At 42.6% G+C, this 17,782-nt stretch carries 13 protein-coding genes; 1 reads left to right on the top strand and 12 read right to left on the bottom strand.

The genetic code is table 11. The annotated features are described in order from the left end of the window. Positions 1-155 precede the first annotated feature (155 nt). The 11 genes from G1O98_RS15880 to G1O98_RS15830 all read right to left on the bottom strand — a co-directional run bounded on the left by G1O98_RS15880 (position 156) and on the right by G1O98_RS15830 (position 14,242). The gene (locus G1O98_RS15880; RefSeq protein ID WP_163929679.1) at positions 156-923 is read right to left on the bottom strand and encodes an MBL fold metallo-hydrolase; all 768 of its coding nucleotides are present in this window, start codon (positions 921-923) and stop codon (positions 156-158) included. 3 nt (positions 924-926) lie between these two features. Then, complete coding sequence (locus G1O98_RS15875) at positions 927-1,526, bottom strand: aminodeoxychorismate/anthranilate synthase component II (RefSeq protein WP_114084118.1); 600 nt, start codon at positions 1,524-1,526, stop codon at positions 927-929. Positions 1,527-1,762: 236 nt separating this feature from the next. Next, complete coding sequence (locus G1O98_RS15870; RefSeq protein ID WP_163929678.1) at positions 1,763-2,218, bottom strand: diacylglycerol kinase family protein; 456 nt, start codon at positions 2,216-2,218, stop codon at positions 1,763-1,765. A 151-nt stretch (positions 2,219-2,369) separates the two neighbouring features. Further along, the gene (gene ybeY / locus G1O98_RS15865) at positions 2,370-2,897 is read right to left on the bottom strand and encodes an rRNA maturation RNase YbeY (protein ID WP_163929684.1); all 528 of its coding nucleotides are present in this window, start codon (positions 2,895-2,897) and stop codon (positions 2,370-2,372) included. A 122-nt stretch (positions 2,898-3,019) separates the two neighbouring features. Further along, complete coding sequence (locus G1O98_RS15860; RefSeq protein ID WP_012408076.1) at positions 3,020-3,175, bottom strand: DUF3285 domain-containing protein; 156 nt, start codon at positions 3,173-3,175, stop codon at positions 3,020-3,022. Between the two features lie 176 nt (positions 3,176-3,351). Then, positions 3,352-4,474 (bottom strand): peptide chain release factor 2 gene (gene prfB / locus G1O98_RS15855; protein ID WP_163929677.1). Its coding sequence is split into 2 segments (ribosomal slippage): positions 3,352-4,401 and positions 4,403-4,474, totalling 1,122 coding nucleotides; the frame shifts between segments, so codons are not numbered across the junction. Between the two features lie 127 nt (positions 4,475-4,601). Then, positions 4,602-5,733 (bottom strand): PCRF domain-containing protein gene (locus tag G1O98_RS15850; protein WP_163929676.1). Its coding sequence is split into 2 segments (ribosomal slippage): positions 4,602-5,657 and positions 5,659-5,733, totalling 1,131 coding nucleotides; the frame shifts between segments, so codons are not numbered across the junction. Positions 5,734-5,864: 131 nt separating this feature from the next. Further along, entirely contained in the window at positions 5,865-6,593 is a 729-nt protein-coding gene (locus G1O98_RS15845; protein WP_163929675.1) for a Bax inhibitor-1 family protein, read from the bottom strand. Positions 6,594-6,701: 108 nt separating this feature from the next. Then, a complete protein-coding gene (locus G1O98_RS15840) occupies positions 6,702-9,467 on the bottom strand; it encodes a DUF3962 domain-containing protein (RefSeq protein WP_163929674.1) in 2,766 nt (921 codons plus the stop codon). After that, positions 9,460-12,936, bottom strand: a complete 3,477-nt coding sequence (locus G1O98_RS15835) for a hypothetical protein (protein WP_163929673.1) — start codon at positions 12,934-12,936, stop codon at positions 9,460-9,462. The genes G1O98_RS15840 and G1O98_RS15835 overlap by 8 nt, the downstream gene beginning before the upstream one ends. Then, a complete protein-coding gene (locus G1O98_RS15830; protein ID WP_163929672.1) occupies positions 12,929-14,242 on the bottom strand; it encodes a homeobox domain-containing protein in 1,314 nt (437 codons plus the stop codon). Before G1O98_RS15830 ends, G1O98_RS15835 begins: the two co-directional genes overlap by 8 nt. Before the next feature lie 609 nt (positions 14,243-14,851). Here G1O98_RS15830 and G1O98_RS15825 point away from each other — a divergent pair. After that, positions 14,852-15,637, top strand: coding sequence for an RNA polymerase sigma factor SigF (locus tag G1O98_RS15825; RefSeq protein WP_163929671.1), 786 nt, complete (start codon positions 14,852-14,854; stop codon positions 15,635-15,637). 36 nt (positions 15,638-15,673) lie between these two features. On the opposite strand, the gene bchD is transcribed toward G1O98_RS15825, so the two are convergent. Next, entirely contained in the window at positions 15,674-17,704 is a 2,031-nt protein-coding gene (gene bchD / locus G1O98_RS15820; RefSeq protein ID WP_163929670.1) for a magnesium chelatase ATPase subunit D, read from the bottom strand. Positions 17,705-17,782 lie beyond the last annotated feature (78 nt).

The raw sequence follows: 17,782 nt of genomic DNA, 5'->3' as shown, positions 1-17,782 counted from the left end.
ATAGATGGGACAACAGCCGTTGAGAATCCCATCAACGATGCAGATAAGCTTGGTTCAGACTGGTATACGTTCTAAAAGCTAGAAATAGGAGTTAGGAGTTAGGAATTGTTTTTCCTCATCTTTCCCTACTCCTTCATCCTCGTATCCCCTATTTTTCAAAATTTGTAAGTTAAAACCTGAAGTTCCGCATTTTCTGGCAATTTACCAGGGCTAATGGAAACACTATCTCCATTGCTACGCCGCACTGTCGTACCTTGCATTAAGGTCAAAAAATCATCAAGTGGTGAAATATCGCACTTAGCAGCATCAGCCGCCTGTGTCCGGTAATGGGTCGGAATCACCAGCTTGGGATTTAATACTTGAATAGCCTGCTTTGCTTCTTGAGCATTGTAGGCTTTTGCACTGCCTCCCACTGGAATGAATAGTACATCGGGTCGTCCCATCAAGATTTTTTGCTCGATGGAAATAGGTGCGGCGGCTCCCCCTAAGTGTAAGATATTAATCCCGCCTTGCTTCCAGCTCCAAGCAGTATTTGAGCCAAATTGCTTACCACCTTTGCGATCGTGGTCTATAGCAATTCCTTGGAACTTTATACCTTTAAACTCATAAACTCCTGGTTCGTAGATGAGTTTTGCATTTCCCGGTAGTACATCCACCGCACCTTCATCCAGTAATTGACTGCTAATCAGTACCAAATCTGCTGCAACTTTTGGTAGTCGATATTTAGCAGTACAGCCAACCGTCCGAAATGGATTGACGAGAATTTTCGCACCACCACCAGTAAAAAGAAAGCAAGTATGACCCAACCACTGAACTGATAAACCGCTAGATTGTGCGTCAGCTTGAGATTTAGAACCCAAGGTAGTAACTAAAGCTGTGGCCAACCCCGCCCCAGCATAGCCCATCAACTGTCGTCGTTTCATTAATTATGCTCTTGACTGTAACTGTTCGAGAAAGTTTCGTAATAACTGTTTTCCTGAAGATGTCAGGACACTCTCTGGGTGAAACTGGACACCCTGAATGTGAGGATAGTTCCGGTGTCGCACTCCCATGATGGTGTTATCTTCAACCCAAGCGGTGATTTCTAACACATCTGGGCAAGTCTCACGTTCGATTACCAAACTATGATACCTAGTGGCGATGAGAGGATTTTCTAATCCCCGAAAAACCCCCACCCCAGTGTGAGATACCTGAGAAGTTTTGCCATGCATCAACTCTGGAGCAGGAATTATTTTACCACCGAATACTTGACCGATGCTTTGATGTCCTAAACAGACACCTAAAATTGGCAAATCTTGTCCTAGCTGTTCAATCAATTCTAAGGATATACCCGCATCTTCCGGGCGGCCAGGCCCAGGAGAAATAACTACGGCTTCCGGCTTTAATGCCCGAATCTCATCTATGGATATCTTGTCGTTACGAAAAACTTTAATATCATTTGCTACTGAGAATTCTGCTGCCAATTCTCCCAGATATTGCACTAAGTTATATGTAAAACTGTCGTAATTGTCGATAACTATAATCAAAGCTCATCACTCCTGGTTTTTAGCTCTCATCAGATTACTGATACTATATTGTTCGCTAGATATAAAAATAACGCTAACGTAGACACATAAATATGAAGCGGCTACTTTATAACAAGCCACTTCTTAGATTTTTAATTTCTTATAATGTCTTCTCCACAGTGAATTGGGTAGAGTGCGATCCTCTTACCAAGTCACTTGGCGATGCCTGGGTTGGGCTACGCCTACGCAAATCATATTTACAAAGCGGATATAATTAACCTTACCAGAGGAGGGAGCAATAGCGTACCAGCTACCAGCACTGCTACCAAAGCAGAGACAAGAACTGCACCAGCTGCACAATCTTTAGCGATTTTTGCCAATTCATGATATGTCTGCTTAACGGTTAAGTCCACAAGAGACTCGATCGCTGTATTTAGTAACTCTAATGCCAAAACTAAACCACTAGTTATACCAATTACCGCTATTTCCACAGCTTGCAGGTGCAAAAAAACGCTTAAACCAATCGCTAAAGCACAAACACTTACGTGGATGCGAAAATTACGTTGAGTTTGAAAACTATAGCTGATTCCAGCCCAGGCATATTTAAAACTAACAAATAAATTAGAAGCTACTTTCCAGGAAAATTCCCGTTCGTTAGACACCACTGTTTGTAACGAGGTAGGCGTTGGTGATGAAGAAATTTTTGGGGACATAGACTTAAAAATACAAAAATAGAGTTGCTACAGTGGGAATATTCGCCGATCTTAATGGCAGAATTAACTTTGAGGCAATCTTTAAGCAAATTTGCACAGAAGTATTATAAAAGTATTACCCAAAATTAACATTAAGAACACATAACTACTGCTATTCTATGTCAATAGCAATACCTATCGCATTCAGCAATCTTACTTGCTGTTTTAACATTCGTCCCAAACTTTCTTCATCAGGATGATCCCAGCCCAACAGGTGTAATAAACCGTGAGATGCTAACCAAGCTAGTTCAGTTGGTAAGCTATGTTCCTGCTGTTTAGCTTGACGCTGTGCTGTATCTACAGACACGATAATGTCACCTAAGTATAATGGTACAGATGCAAGCATTTCTTTGCTTTGCGGAAAATCCACTTCTAAAGCAGCAAAAGCTAAAACGTCTGTAGGCTTATCTTGTTGACGATACTGAGCATTCAGTTCTTGAATTTGCGAGTCATCTGTCAAACGCAGCCCAATTTCATAACTTGGCGCTGGCGGAATTTGAGGTTGAAGTATTTCCAACCAGTTATTAAACCAATTTTCCCAAGTTTCAGGAGGAATTCGAGTATCAGTGTCAGTAATTTTTACAGATGTTGTCAGAGACAAATCGTAAAAAGAATCCTCCACATATAGTTCAACGCTCAGGGGCACATAGTCTCCTTGTCTGAGGTTTAGGGTTGACTGTCCTTTGTCCTTTGTCCTTTGTCCTTTGTCCTTTTAAATATAATTAATGACTAATGACTAATGACTAATGACTAATGACTAGCTTAGTGAGTTAAGTAAGCAAGACCGACAAGGAGAGCTAAAAGCCCTACAGCAGTCAACGCAAAATGCTTCAGGGAAGTTGCACCCTTCCGCACCATGTTTCGCATGGCGAGTTTTACGTAGCTAGGTTGAGGTTCTGTTGAAGGAGAGTTGCTCATAGTTATTTGTCTACAGACTCTTTTATAACTGTAACAGTTGGTCTGGGATAGAATGGCGATCGCTTGCATATTACTCAGAAATTTCTCTGAAAACGCGCCAATCTAAAATCCTCAAAAATCAAAAGTGCTAAGTAATGTTAAGAATTCATTACTTAGCACTTGCAAATAATCCCAAATTATGAGTCAGGGTTTTCTACTAATTTGTTTTCTTGGCGCAAATAAGCTTGGATGAATGGATCAAGTTCGCCATTCATCACATCGCCAATCGCCGTTGTTTCTGTACTTGTACGTAAGTCTTTCACCATTTGGTAAGGGTGGAAGACATAGTTACGGATTTGGTTTCCCCAGGAGGCTTCCACCATATCGCCACGAATTTCGGCAATTTCTTGGGCGCGTTGCTCCTTGGCGATGACCAAAAGCTTTGCTTTGAGGCGATTTAGGGCTTTCTCTTTATTTTGCAGTTGCGATCGCTCTTCTGTACAGCGCACAGCAAGTCCTGTAGGAAGGTGAACAATCCGAACCGCAGTTTCTACTTTGTTGACATTCTGCCCACCTTTACCACCAGACCGAGTTGTGGTGATTTCCAAATCTTTATCTGGAATATCTAATTGCACAGAGTTATCAATCTGCGGCATCACTTCCACCCCTGCAAAACTGGTTTGTCGCTTGCCGTTGGCATTAAAAGGTGAAATCCGCACTAAGCGATGTGTACCCATTTCCGATCGCAAGTAACCATAAGCATAGCGACCAGTAATTTCTAGGGTTGCCGATTTAATTCCGGCTTCATCACCCTCCGATTCTTCAGCTAAAGTTACCTTATAGCCGTGAGCTTCGCCCCAACGGGTGTACATCCGCATCAGCATAAATGCCCAGTCTTGAGCGTCTGTGCCACCAGCGCCAGCACTAATTGTCAGTACAGCACCTTCGGCATCATAGGGGCCGGAAAGTAACTGTTGTAACTCCCACTGATCCAGGTCACGATTCAGTTTAGTGATGGTAGATTCTGCTTCTTGGAGTAGTGCCTCATCGGTTTCTAACTCCAACAATTCAACAACTGCCTTAGTATCTTCTAGATTGGCGTGCCAGCGATCATATTGCTGGAGGTGGGCTTTCAGGTCATTGAGTTCTTGTAGCGTTTGTTGGGCTTGGGTTTGCTCATTCCAAAATTCTGGTTGAGCGGATATTTTTTCGAGGTCTTGAATTTTGGCTGTCAGTGCAGGTACGTCAAAGATAGTCCTGGGTTTTACCCAGGCGGCCAGACAACGTTTCGATTTCGCGTTTCAGTTCTAGGACATCCATAATGCTTGCTGTAATGATAGATAGAGCGCTTTGGATTGGAAAATCGCTCTTTATTCTACTTGTATCTATTAATTTTAGCTGTAGTTGGGCAATTTCTCGCCGCACCACTTGTATTAAGCTACAAAAATTACTTGAAATTATCAAGCTCTTCTTTGCCCACTGAAGTAGTGTAATTTAGCTGTTGCAGATAGGCTTTGATAAAAAAATCAATCTTACCGTCTAATACCTCTGTTGCAGCAGTTGTTTCTACATTGGTACGTAAATCTTTCACCTTAGTGTAAGGATGCAAGATATATTCACGGATGAGTTTATTGGATAGAGGTTTTATCTGTCGGGGTTGAATTTTGTCAATCTGGACATCTTGGGCTAGTGCAATCGCAAACAGTTTACTCTTGAGAATAGCTAAGGCTTTCTCTTTGTTTTGCATCAGACTGCGCTGTTGGTTACAAAATACACTAATTCCTGTAGGAATGTGAACCATCTTTACCCACGTTTCTGTCCGGTTGACATTCCCCTGATAGCGAGGCCAAGTAATTTCCAAATCCTTCTCTGGAATCTCAAAATCAACAGACTCATCTAAAATCGGGCTGACTTCTACACTGGCTAGGCAAGTATGCAGTTTGCTGTTGCTGCTAAAGGGAGAAACTCTTATTACGCGATGGGTTCCTTGTTCTGATTTAAGGAGACCATAGGCGTAGCGACCTATAATTTCTAAGGTTACAGATTTAATGCCAGCCTCATCTCCATAAGATTCTTCGACTATATCCACTAAATAATTGTGACTAACTACCCAACTGTGGTACAGCCGCAATAAGGTATATGCCCAATATTCAGCATCTACACCACCAACCCCAGCAGTAATAGTTAAAAATGCACCTTTTTGGTCATGGGGGTCAGACAATAATTGTTGTATTTCTGCTGTTTCGAGTTCTTGTTGGAGTTGGGTAAGGTTGCTTTGCACCTCTTGCCACAATTGCTCATCGGCTGATAATTCCAGCAATTCCAACGCAGCCTTGATATCTTCTAGAATCGAACACCAGCGCTGATATTCCTGATGCTTGTAGAATATGGAGTATTCAATTTCTTGAAGTACTTCATAAGCACGGGTTGGATGATTCCAAAAATCCGGTTGAGCAATTACTTGATCTAAATATTGAATTCTTGCAGTCAAATATTGGAGGTCAAAGACAGTCCTCAGCCTTACCCAAGATATTAGACAACTTTTCTACTTCAATTTTGATATTTAAGAGTTCAAGCATAGTTTTGCTCACTTGAGGCTAAACTTATCTACATATTCTACTATTAAAACGAAAAAAAAACCGTGGTTGCTAAAAATTTAACCACGGTTTTAACTTTATAGAACTTGACTTTTGTTAGTGCCTACAGACAATTAATCGCGGCCATTGATGGCAATTAGCAACCGCAAGATAAAGACGAACAAGTTGATGTAAGTTAAATACATCGACAAAGCAGCAGGCAAATATTGGTCATCGCTGTAAGTGCGGGGCAAGATGTAGAAATCGACAACAGAAACCCCAACAAACAGGAATACTCCTAAACCGGAGATGGCGATTTCTAACCAATTTGGCGTGTAAACACCAAACATAGCAAACCCGAATTGGGCAAGGCACACAACCACCAAGGCGATAACGCCAAGATTGATGGTTTTTGTCAAAGCCATGCCATCTTGTTCAGAAAGATTTGACCCAATTTGACGAGCAGCTATAAAGGTAACGCCACAACCAAGGGCTGCTAAACCAATACCTTGAATGCCAACACCTTGGGATCTCAAAGCGACAAATACCAAGCCACTGAGGGTATATCCAGACAAGAGGCTGTAGGTTGCCAACAGGGGTAGCGCAAGACCCTTGTTACCTTTTTGGGCAACATTTTGGGCAACAAAGAACAAAACTAGCTCCAAAATCACCGCACCGATGAAGGTGGGAAAGAAGATTTCGGGGTTAGCACGGATAACTCCCAAACCGCCGTAGGTTCCTAATGCCGTTAGCACCAATCCACCACCGACGTAGGGGAGGGCGTTGGCGATTACGTTTGGGCCAACGAGGGCGTGAGATTTAGCCTCACGGATAGCTTCACGAAAATTACTGGTATTGCTCATAAAACTGTTTTTTAGGAAAACGTTGTGCTTATTCCTATTGTTACCAATCTTTGCGGTTAACAGCCAACGATTTAAAATTGTTGCAAAATCTGAAAGGTAGTTTCGTTGTTAAAAATTGGAATCGTCAGTCTCTGAGGATTCCACTGGATCTTTAGTACTGACAGCATACTCTTTAGCCTTGATTGCAAAGGGAAAAGGCAAAGGCAAGGAAACGTCATTTGCAAAATAAGGCCAGCGACTTCTGAGAGAGTGGACAAAGTGAGCTAGCTTGTCGCCCTTGATTTCTGGGTGATAAATCAAGGCTATTTCTAAGATTCTGGCTCTTCCAGGTTGCCTGCTGCCATTGTCAAGGCGAGACTGATTTTTTTGTAATATTGTTGTGCCTCGTTCAGTATACAACGCCTTCCTAACGCTCAGGTAGAGCGATCGCTCCCCATCATCACACACACTGCGCCATCGGTAAACTCCACTAGTTCGGCTCCCAGGAGAATCTTTAACAATAGCAACTGGTACTTCACCAGTATCTGCAATTCGTAAGCGCACAACCCACAGACGATTGATTTCTTGTTGTGAAAGGTACTGTTTTAATGCTTGCAGTGGGTCATTATTCAGTAAATTTTGGTTTTGTAGCCAGTTCAGCATTTTGCGGGCATTTAGTGCCTCTGCCATGAACAGTACACGCGGGGGTTTATTATCAGTAATTGGAGTATTTAAACATTCTTGCAAACATTCAGCAACGAACTTATTGATTAGCCTTTGTTCTTTGGTTTGCTCTTGGCGCTTTTGTTCATCATCAAGCTCTTCATTACTTTCATCATAAGAGTTAGAATCCCAGTCTTCATTAAGAAGATGCGCGAGTCCAACAGGATATGATATCCAGCCTTGTTCTTTAAATAAATCAGGAGTTGTTAATTCTACTTTAGCTGTTATTGGATTAACTCTGATCATCAAAACAACAGTTTTGGGAATGTTTTCGGCATTGGTTTTGCGAGTACGGCGTAGGACATAAAAGCACGTTAACCAAACATCAGGATCAATGCCATCTTTTTTGGGATTAATTAAAGGAGTATCGGGTAAAATCCCAAATTGTCTTAGTAAGTCTGATACTGCTCGTTTCACTGGTTCCAAACCAGATTTTTTCAGCTTTTCTGCATCATTTTCGGTGGTTATTCGGTGAATGTGTTGATTGAGATAGCCTGCCTTCATTGCTCCAATTCGCCACGCCAACTTGGGATCAGCCTCGGATATACGAGGTTTGCGTCTAATTTCGATTAATGCCCCACTTAGTTCTTTAGTTTGGGGTATAAATTCTGTAATCTTGTTAATGCGCTCTACTAATAAATCAGGGCGTTGCTGTTGATAATTTTTTCTTACTTCGGAGAAATGTTTAATTTCCAGGTCTTGTGTGAGGTCGCAAACATGTTGAGTCTTGATATATAAAGAACCGTATAAACCTTGATAGATGTTTTCTACCTTTGTGGGTGATAAATACAGTAACTGGCAAATTTCAGCAATTAGTGCATCACGACATTGTGGAGTCTCCCACAAAATAAGTATAGTGTGAAGAGGATTTTCAGCTTCACGAAATACTGCTGGCGCTGCTAATTTTGGTCGCAGCATTGGTGTATGTGAATGATTAGGATCGTTAGATTTTTTGGCTTTTTTAGGCTTGGTAGATTGGTTATCTTCATTAGCACGAGGGCGAAAAATTTTCTGTTTGGGTTTCTCTAAAGGCCAGAAAATAAAAACGTTACCTGTCACCCTTTCAGCCTCACCCACTCTCTGAACAGGAAGATGCGCTTCAATAGCTTGATCTAAACTAGCTAAATCTTGTGGACTGACACCAGGAAAACAGGGCGGTTCCCCTAATTTAGAAGTGTATGCGATCGCAGCTTGGATACCACTAGGAATTGTGTTGACACCTGACCAGTTATGATTTGGGTTAGAAACGAAATTATTTGCGTCAGGAAGTTGAGAGTCATTGAGAGAAAGAAGATTGCTGATGGCTTGAGGCCACTTTACTTCCTTTCCATAACGGTTCATCGTCAGTGGAATAAAGCAAAAGGGTTGGCGTTGTCCATCTAACCACCGACGGTTATCACCAATATGAGCTTTCACACCTGGATAAGGTACTTTCAGAGGTTTAGTCAGCCACCGTCGAATTGATAAATGATGATAAACAATAGGTTTTTCGCGCCAGGGAACTGTTTGCAAAACAAACTCAATGACAAATGAGATGTATGCTGTTTCTGTTGTTTCCTTTCCTTTAGTTACCGTAACTTCGCAGGGAGGCCATGACATCAACTCAGCACCTTGGAGGCTGACTACTCGGTAAAATGTCAATTGATACTGCTCATCAACACCAAAGGAAACTCTTGGATTTTCGAGAAACTCCTTAGCAAGGTAATCTGGAATTGCTTGGTAAAGGTTGCTTGTTTCGACTTTGTTTTGAGGATGGAGTAATTTATAGCTTTGTGAATTTCCCCATTGCCAATCAGCATTATTCAGATTTGCAAGCTGTGACTCAACATCCTCCAAGGAACTAAATTCTTCTATTAACCAATCTTTGATCAAATTACCTAAGTCAGAAAGGTCAGAAAGTCCTGTAGTTCCTGTTGCTAATAACCAAGGTATATTGTCTTTTTGCCAGCCATTACGCAAAGTCTTGATAATTTTGGGAAAACTACCAACTACCAGGGGATCGAGGGAATAAACTGGCACAGCCCGATAACTTTTACCTTGGAGTCTGGCACGCTGTTGAGCAAGGTTGTTGGCGACTTGTCGCCATGTAGTAGGAACATACATTGCATAAAGTTCGCATGTTGGATTCGTTGCAGTAAGTTCCCAAGCACCAGGAAGAATAATTTTAGTCATAGTTTAAGTTTCTTTCTCTCATTTGTTTCAACGCATTTAAAAAAGCTCCATAGAGCGATCGCGCCAGCACATCCTCACCTTCTACATAAGGTTCCAACACCTTGATGATGGCAACCAAAAGTGAAGTACTTTCGCTGTCTTGTTCGCCAATGGCTGAATTTGGGGCGAATTTCACATCTATAAAATGGACTACTGCTGGTACACCACCACGCACTAAACGCCCGATAATTTGCCAAATACTCACTAACTGAGTCCAGCAAAGTACCGATCGCTCTCCTTGTGTTAGTTGTTTAAAAGCCCATGCCGTATAGTTCAAGTTGACCATCTCGGCAACAGCATTCTGGTAGAAAATATCTGCAACCTGAGTTAGGGTTAGGTTCCCCGATATTGATTGAGCTTCTTCATAAAGAGTGGAGTCTTTTTCGTGCTTCAGTGCCCAAGCATTGAGTTGCTGAACAGTAGATTGCCAGTTATCAGGGATTGGCATAGGTCTATTGAGGAATAACACTGCACCAAATGCAGCTTTGCCTTGAGCATTCAAGATGTTATGACCCCGCTCTAGAGCCATCAAAGGAGCAACTACAATCTGGGTGGGTAAATGTTGTAAATTCCTGATTTCGCTTCGCAGAATCCCATGAAGATGAGTAGGAGCATTGTCACGACGGAGGGTAGCAATGCCGTCATCGTTGATGTTTACATCGAAACGGTAGCGCGATTGTAAGATAGACGTGACCCATTCGGATTCATCGTAACTACCCACGACAATCAAGATGCGATCGCGATCGCTCCACCATTCAGGTTGCTGTTGTTTTCGCTGTTCTAAATCCTGAAATACCCCATCTAGAAAACTCTCCCCACCTCTTACCGAGTAGCACATAGCCTCGACCATTTCTTTAGCAGCAAGTTTGCGTTTTGCAGGTGGTAATCCTGATAAAGCAATATAGTTGGCTTGCGGATTCTGTTTAGGACTAAAGAAAAATTGACTTTCAGCTATACCTGCCTCACCAGTTCTAGATTGCAACAATACAGTGGGTTTTATGTTGATGTGATAAGCTGGCGAACCTGGAGCGTAGCTAGTACCTGATATCAAAACAGTATGTGGGCCCTGCCAATCATCAACTGCAAACAGTTTTGGGAAATTTAACAGTAACGCACGACCTACACCTACATAGCGGAAATAGTCCAGCTTGCCAGCTTTTTTAGCGCTACGTTCTTGCTTATACAAAAAACCTAGAATATTTCCTACTGGCGATTCTGGTAAAACTGGGAGGAAGTCATCCGGTGGACGATGTAAAAGGTCTTGGCTTGAGTCGTGCAAGTTAATTACCCGACCAAGGTCGCTCAGATTATCAACTATAAAACCCAGGCGGTTGTCGAGTATGGTGACTAAAATTGTAAACTGGAGATTTCGGGTTAGTTCCTCAAATTGAGTCTCATCTGGTAGAGAAAGATTATGGATTTCTATCCATCTTTTGCACCAAGGAGCAATTTCAGCTAAGGCTTGACGGTCATCTTCCGCAGTTAATATTGTCAACGCCAAACCTGAAAGTTCACCACCACGACGGGGATTGAGCGGATGTTGTAAAAATCCATCTAGTTGATCCATCATTTGTTTGCGGCGGCGACGTTGCTCTGTGGGAGCCAAGTCTGCTTCAATGATACGTTTACGCCGTTCTTCCATGATTTGTTGGCGAGTTAATTTCTGTTTCGCTGAGACAGGAATCTCAGGCGGATCAACTAGGTCACGTATAATCCGAGCAAATAGAGAACGACCTGTAAAAGGAAGTGGCCCCAACCACGCAACCAATTTAGAGTGGGTGAGGAGTAGGTGATAGATACGGTTAGTAACATTTTGGGTATGGTAATGTGCGCTTGTCCAAGCAAGAAAGCGATCGCCTGCCATATCACTGCGATCGGAATTGTAAATCGTAGCAAGATTCAATCCGAGTTTATTTAAAAATGAGTTTCCAGAAGCATCGACTAAGACTTCATCGGGAGCAAACTCTTCATCAAACTGAATCTGTACGCGATCGGCTTCGTCAACAAATAGATATTTACATTCTCGATAAACAGCCTCAGCAAAGGTCAAGTCTTGTTCAAATCCCTGGCGGGGTACACGAGTATGAATGAAACTAGCAGGGGTGAAAATCCAGATTAAGGCTGTAGCAATATCGTGTTCTAAATGGTGACGTGGACATTTGTAATATAAGGGACAAGTGTATTTTTTATCACTTTCCTGCCAGTCTTCATCATCAGAATCATCATTATCAGCTACAAGAACTTTTTGATAAAGCTTGTGACAAGGTTCATTGCCAAATTCCCACTTATCTTCTGATTGCACTAGAGCTAAAAGTGGACAGACTGGACTAAACCAACGCCATGCAGGGTGCATCCCTCCCTTAGTAACTTCCTCACCCTCACTTTTGAGAATAGGTTCGTAGACTTTTGCCAGTTGCTCTTGGCGTTTACTACCCAACACTGGGGCAGCAGGAATTCCTAATTTGTGGCAGAACAAAGAAGCGAGGCGCACTGCTGTAGCAACATCATTCACCATCAAACCACAGCGATCTCCCTGTTTAGCAAAGAAGTAAATCAGAATTTCCAACAGGGTAGACTTGCCCACATTCAAAAGCCCAACAATGTGGATAAGACCCTCTAAAGTTAGCTGATCACCGTGCTGGAAATTATCTGATTCAGCATCGTATAGCTGGAAGAGGATATTTTCCAAGCGGTTACGATAATTTTCTTGTTGCCCAAACTGGGACAATTTATCGTCCATTTCTTGGGCAGCTAGTATTAATTCTTCACGGGTAACGCTACACTGTGGATTCTGCTTAGTCCGTGTGCGACGAAGAGTTACTAAAGACGAAGGTGCTATGTTAGCAACTTCCTTGGGAATATCAATCGGAACCTCAACTGGAGAGTTACCCTTTTGGGAAATCTTGGCATACCACCGTCCCTCATCTGCTAATTTGACTTTTCGTTCTCTATGCTGTGGAGTTTTTAATAAGGTTGGAAGATATATCTTCTCTAAACGAGTTGGGTAGGTACTGGATGGAATAGGTTGAGGAACATTCCTTGCCTCTTCAAGGCTGTATATTCTAATAATTTCAGGTAAGTTGATGTACTCCTGAAGAACTCGCAGCCATTGTCTGCCTTTACGCTTAATCAAATAGAAACGAGCATTTTGTATAAGTTGCCAGTTGCGATCGCTTTGTAGTTGTTCAACTGGAAAGTGATATCCTTTCAGCAAAGCTTCCACAGAAGTTGCAGGTTCTTCAGGTGCTACTTCCTTAAGTAGGGTTAATCCCAATTCCACATCAGCAATGAGTTGGGCAAGACGCTTAAGTTCTCGCTGTTGTACTTTAGTATCTGCGTTAACTAAACTAGATACTATATACTGGTGTAATTCATCCGAGTTGCGGAGTTTTTTACACAGATCCTTGCGCCAGCTAATGGTGTCACGCATTATTTTTCTTCCCTAAAATTGTTTGAGCCTGAGTGATGATTTCGCTAAATAAGCGCAAACGCACCCCTTCAAGTTCAGGTTCTAGTTGTTCGCGCACTACCTTTATCCGCAAATACTCCTCGCGTTCATCTGGAAAAACTACAAAAGTTTCCGTTGCATCACGCCGATACTGCACCTTTCGCAAACGTTCTTCATCCACGGATGCCCAATCTTTAAAATCAATTGCCCAGCGAACTTTGGGCGGGAACTCTACAAGTAAGTCAAATTCATCGACAAAAGGCCAGAGAGTAACGCGCAAACCCAATTTTGTAAGTTCTTCTTGAAGTTGAATTTCCCAAATTCCTGGAAGCGTACCGTACAAATGCACGCCAGGGGTAACAGCTTTCCAGTCTGCTGCCTTTTCTTTAGAAATAGGTGGTAATGGTTGAAAGTTGCTGGTTGCACAAAGTCTTTCACACCAAGGGTTACGGCAGGTATATGTACCATCAGGGCGTTGGCGTTGCACATACTTGCAGCGCGGACACAGATGATAGACGCTGCCCTCTGCCAACTTATCCATATCGACATAGATTTCTAACCGTAACAATAACTCCCGCAGTGGTCTGAGTTCGGGTAGACGTAGCTGTTGCCGATATTCTGAGTAATGAAGAGTGGGTTTAGTAATAATCAGTTGTCGAAAAGCGCGATAAGCATCTTCTAACTGATTTCCTCGACAGTATTCCAGTACATCTTTCAGTACTGACTCTTGTACCTGCGCCACCACATCATTACCCGAAACTTGCCATTCTGTAGCAAAATCGGAAACTACTCCGTCTTCTATAACGCTGACATCTGGCGAAAGATATTTAATCTCTTGGGCTGGTTTCCAAGAAGTAATTGATGTTTCCGCCCAATTAAAAAATTGGGGTAGGTTCTCTGGGGCTTGTTCTCCTCGCAATAAAGAAGTTAAGTACATACGGGACATCCCAATGCGAAGGGCTTCTGGTACTTGACTTCGCTTTTCTAGCTCAAGTTTTTCCCACTGCACCACGCCAGTAGCTAGATACCGTAGAGTATCGGTAATAGGTAGCTGTAAGGAGGGTTTTTCCGGTTCAGATGTGAAGAGGCGAAGACTGCGGGCGCTGTGGTCATCCCATTCCACATCAATACCACGCATAGTTTGTAACCACTTCTGAACTGTTGCTTTCTGACGTGGTTGCATTCCGAGTTCTTGACACAACTCTTCTAGAGTTGGTCCTTGTTTATGGATGCTGAACCATTGCTGAAGTGTATCCAGAATTTTTTGTCGGTGTTTGGTGATTTTCATTGTTCACCCTCCTGTTTAGCAGAAGTGTGACACCCACCAAACTGGCATGTCAATCACCTGTTTCCATGTTTCCACTAAGTTTCCAAAGTTTCTATCTCACCAACTATTGAATAGAAATGTACCTCAAAACCTAACTAAGTACAAATCTCCATAAAAATGAGTCGGAATTCTGTTTTTTGTAGCTTAGGTTTTGTTCTTCCACCCAACTTTCAATTTGGATTTTCGACCTTTATTAATGACGGTGCGTACTAAAAGATAAAATTGCCCAGTCTCTTTTGCAATTAATTCAGTACCGATTCACGTTGCTCTCAGTATGACAGATGGCTATTAGGTCAGTTATGCATTGTTCAGGATAAATAGCTAGTTTTTGTTGCAAAAGCTAAAGATTCTGTGCCATTCAAGAGTTATATAAAAAACAAAAATAACCTGCAACAGAAAGGTTATGAAAATCATGCGTACAAATACTGAATTATGGAGTTAGACCCCTCATAAGTTCAGTGAAACGACGATGGCTTATTCTTCCCTGACTAAGCAGAATAATAACAGCTTAGAAGAAAATATACGCAACTCCATTATCTCAGGAATAGGAGTTACAACAAAGGAATGTATATGGCAACAAGTGAGTCCTCTTTACGAACTGATGGTATAGAATTATTACACTTGTACCACCAGAATCCTTCTATTAAACTTCGTAATAGACTTGTACAGTTACATACTGGCTTAGTACGGAAGATGGCTCATAAATTCAGCCATCAATGTAATGAACCTTATGAAGATTTAGAACAAATTGGGTATTTTGGTTTGATTAGGGCTATTGAGCGTTTCGATCCCAGCCAAGGATATGCTTTTAGTTCCTTTGCTGTGCCATACATTCGCGGTGAGATGCTGCACTTTTTGCGCGATCGCAGTACTCTATTAAAGATTCCCCGCCGTTGGCAAGAATTATACAATGAAGGGCAAAAGATTCGCAAGGACTTAGCGATGTCTTTAGGTCGCCAGCCTAAAGATGCTGAAATTGCCAGTGAACTTCGGGTATCTGTACAAGAATGGCAAGAAACCAAGTTAGCCGCTCAAAATCGGATGCCTTTAAGTTTAGATGCAACCGCAGTTAACTATGTTGATTGCCAAATAACCTTGGGTGAAGCACTTCCTTGTCCTCGTTCTCATGTTCTTTTACAACAAGAAGAAGAACGCCAACAACTGCAAGGTGCAATCAATATGTTGGAAGAAAAGCCCCGTATGGCAGTCGAAATGGTATTTTTGAAGGAACTTTCTCGCAAGGATGCCGCTAAAAATATTGGCACTAGTCCAATGACAGTAACGCGCTATTTGCAAAAGGGAATCCAGGATTTGATTTGCTATTTACAACCACAGGTAATGCCCACTGGTTCGTAGTCGTACTGAGTCAAAAATCCAATGACTAATGACTAATTATCTAGATTTTAAATCAGCGATCGCACCTTTGGTCATAGCAGCAATAGCTTGATCTGTCGCTTTTGGCAAATGATAATATTTACCGCCTGCTGTTTGCGATAATTCTTTAGCAAAGCCAGTAGACACAAATTTACTTTCTGTATCAATTACTAATAGTTGCATCCCCAAAGCACGAATTCTAGCAGCAATTTCTAATAATTCTCCTTTGATATCTGGCTTTTCTCCTGGTTCAAGCTGTTCACCTAAAGAACGCGCTAAGGGAATATTACCCCGCCCATCGGTGATTGCTACAAGGACAACTTGCCCAATATCTCCACTCATCTGGGCATTTAAGCCGACGCGTACAGCTTGAGTTAAACCATGCGCTAAAGGCGAACCCCCACCACAGGGCAACCTTTCCAAACGGTTACGCGCCAAAGCAATAGAACGCGTTGGAGGCAATAATACCTCTGCTTGTTCTCCCCGGAAAGGAATTAATGCTATTTGATCGCGGTTTTGATAAGCTTCTGTTAACAGTTGCATGACTGCACCTTTAGCCGATTGCATTCGATTCAGGGCCATTGAGCCAGAAGCATCTACCACAAACACTACCAACGCCCCGGCTTTACGTACCAGGCGTTTCGAGCGAATATCAGGTTGTTCGACAATAACTTTTCTATCTGGTTGTCTTTCTCTGCGTGCTTTTTGATAAGGAGCCGCAGCTCTCAGTGTTGCATCTACTGCAATGCGTCGCGCTTTTCCCTTGGGTAACATTGGCTTAATGTAGCGTCCCCTGTCATCGGAAAAGATGACACTGCGACTACCAGATTTACCTTGCCGCTTTGCTGTTTGAGTAAAGTAAAGCACGCTGTCATCAAGAATTACCCCTTCTGGATCAAAGATAAACTCTTCTGGGATGCTGGGCGGTTCTTGCTCTTGATTTTCTTCCTGTTCTTCTTGTTCTTCTTGTTCCTCTTCTGATTCGTCTTGGGGTTCTTCTTGATTTTGTTGTGGTGGTGGAGGCGGAGGTGGTGCTTGATCTGGTGGTGGTGTCTGCACAACTGTGGCGCGTGGTACAATTACCAGTTCTACGGCACGGCGCAAATCTTCGGCATTAACTGTTGTTCGTCCCTCTAAAGCCGCAGCCGCTTTGGCAACCCGCGTGGCGAATAACTCGGCGCGATGTCCCTGAACTCCTCCGCGAATGGACTCATCCACTAAGTAGGCAATTTGTTCATGGGTGATGATGACTTCTTTTAACCATTCCCGTGCCAAGATGATTTGGGTTTTGAGGGAGTCTAAGTCTTCGTTGTACTGTTTGAGGAAGTCTTGGGGAGATTTAGAATAAGCGATCGCTTGTTCAACTGCTGCTACTCTTTGATCTAAGCCGAGTACACCGTCGGCAGAAAGTGCGATCGCAATTCTATCTAATAAATGCTCCCGTAATCCACCTTCTTCTGGATTATAGGTGGCAATAAATAGGGATTTGCACGGATGCTGAAAACTAATTCCTTCCCGTTCAATCTGGTTGCGTCCCTCAGATAATACTGTTAAAAGCTGATTTGATATTTGGTCATCTAATAAATTAATTTCATCTACGTACAGTACACCCCGGTTTGCTGTAGCGAGTAAACCAGGCTGAAAAATGGTATCTCCTTGTTTTACAGACTTTTCAACATCCACTGAGCCAAGGAGTCGGTCTTCTGTAATACCTAGAGGAATTTGCAAAAAAGGCGCAGGAATAATTTCGACGGGTACATCTTGAATGTCTTTGTCTGCGTACTCCGCCAAAAGTTGATCGTCCCATTCTTCTGGGTGGTTGGGGTCACAATTGCTGATTGAACCTTTGACAACTTCAATCGGTGGTAGTAGAGCGTGGATAGCACGAGCCATTACAGATTTTGCCGTACCACGACGACCTGCGATCGCTACTCCTCCCAAACCAGGATCAACGGCTGCTAACAGCAAGGCTAATTTAATTGCTTCTTGACCGACTACAGCTGTCAAGGGAAAGGCAGTGATGGTGGAGTTGATAGTAGGCGCAGGCATTGTTTGCTTTCATAGCGAGTCTCGGCCTTTAGCATACCAATTTCTGGCACATTTAGAATAAGTATTATGGCAATGAGA

Origin of the sequence: Nostoc sp. UIC 10630, from assembly GCF_010747425.1 — a bacterium.
Taxonomy (GTDB): Bacteria; Cyanobacteriota; Cyanobacteriia; order Cyanobacteriales; family Nostocaceae; genus Nostoc.
Note: the sequence above shows the minus strand (reverse complement) of the source record. Positions and strands in the feature narration are given on the sequence as shown.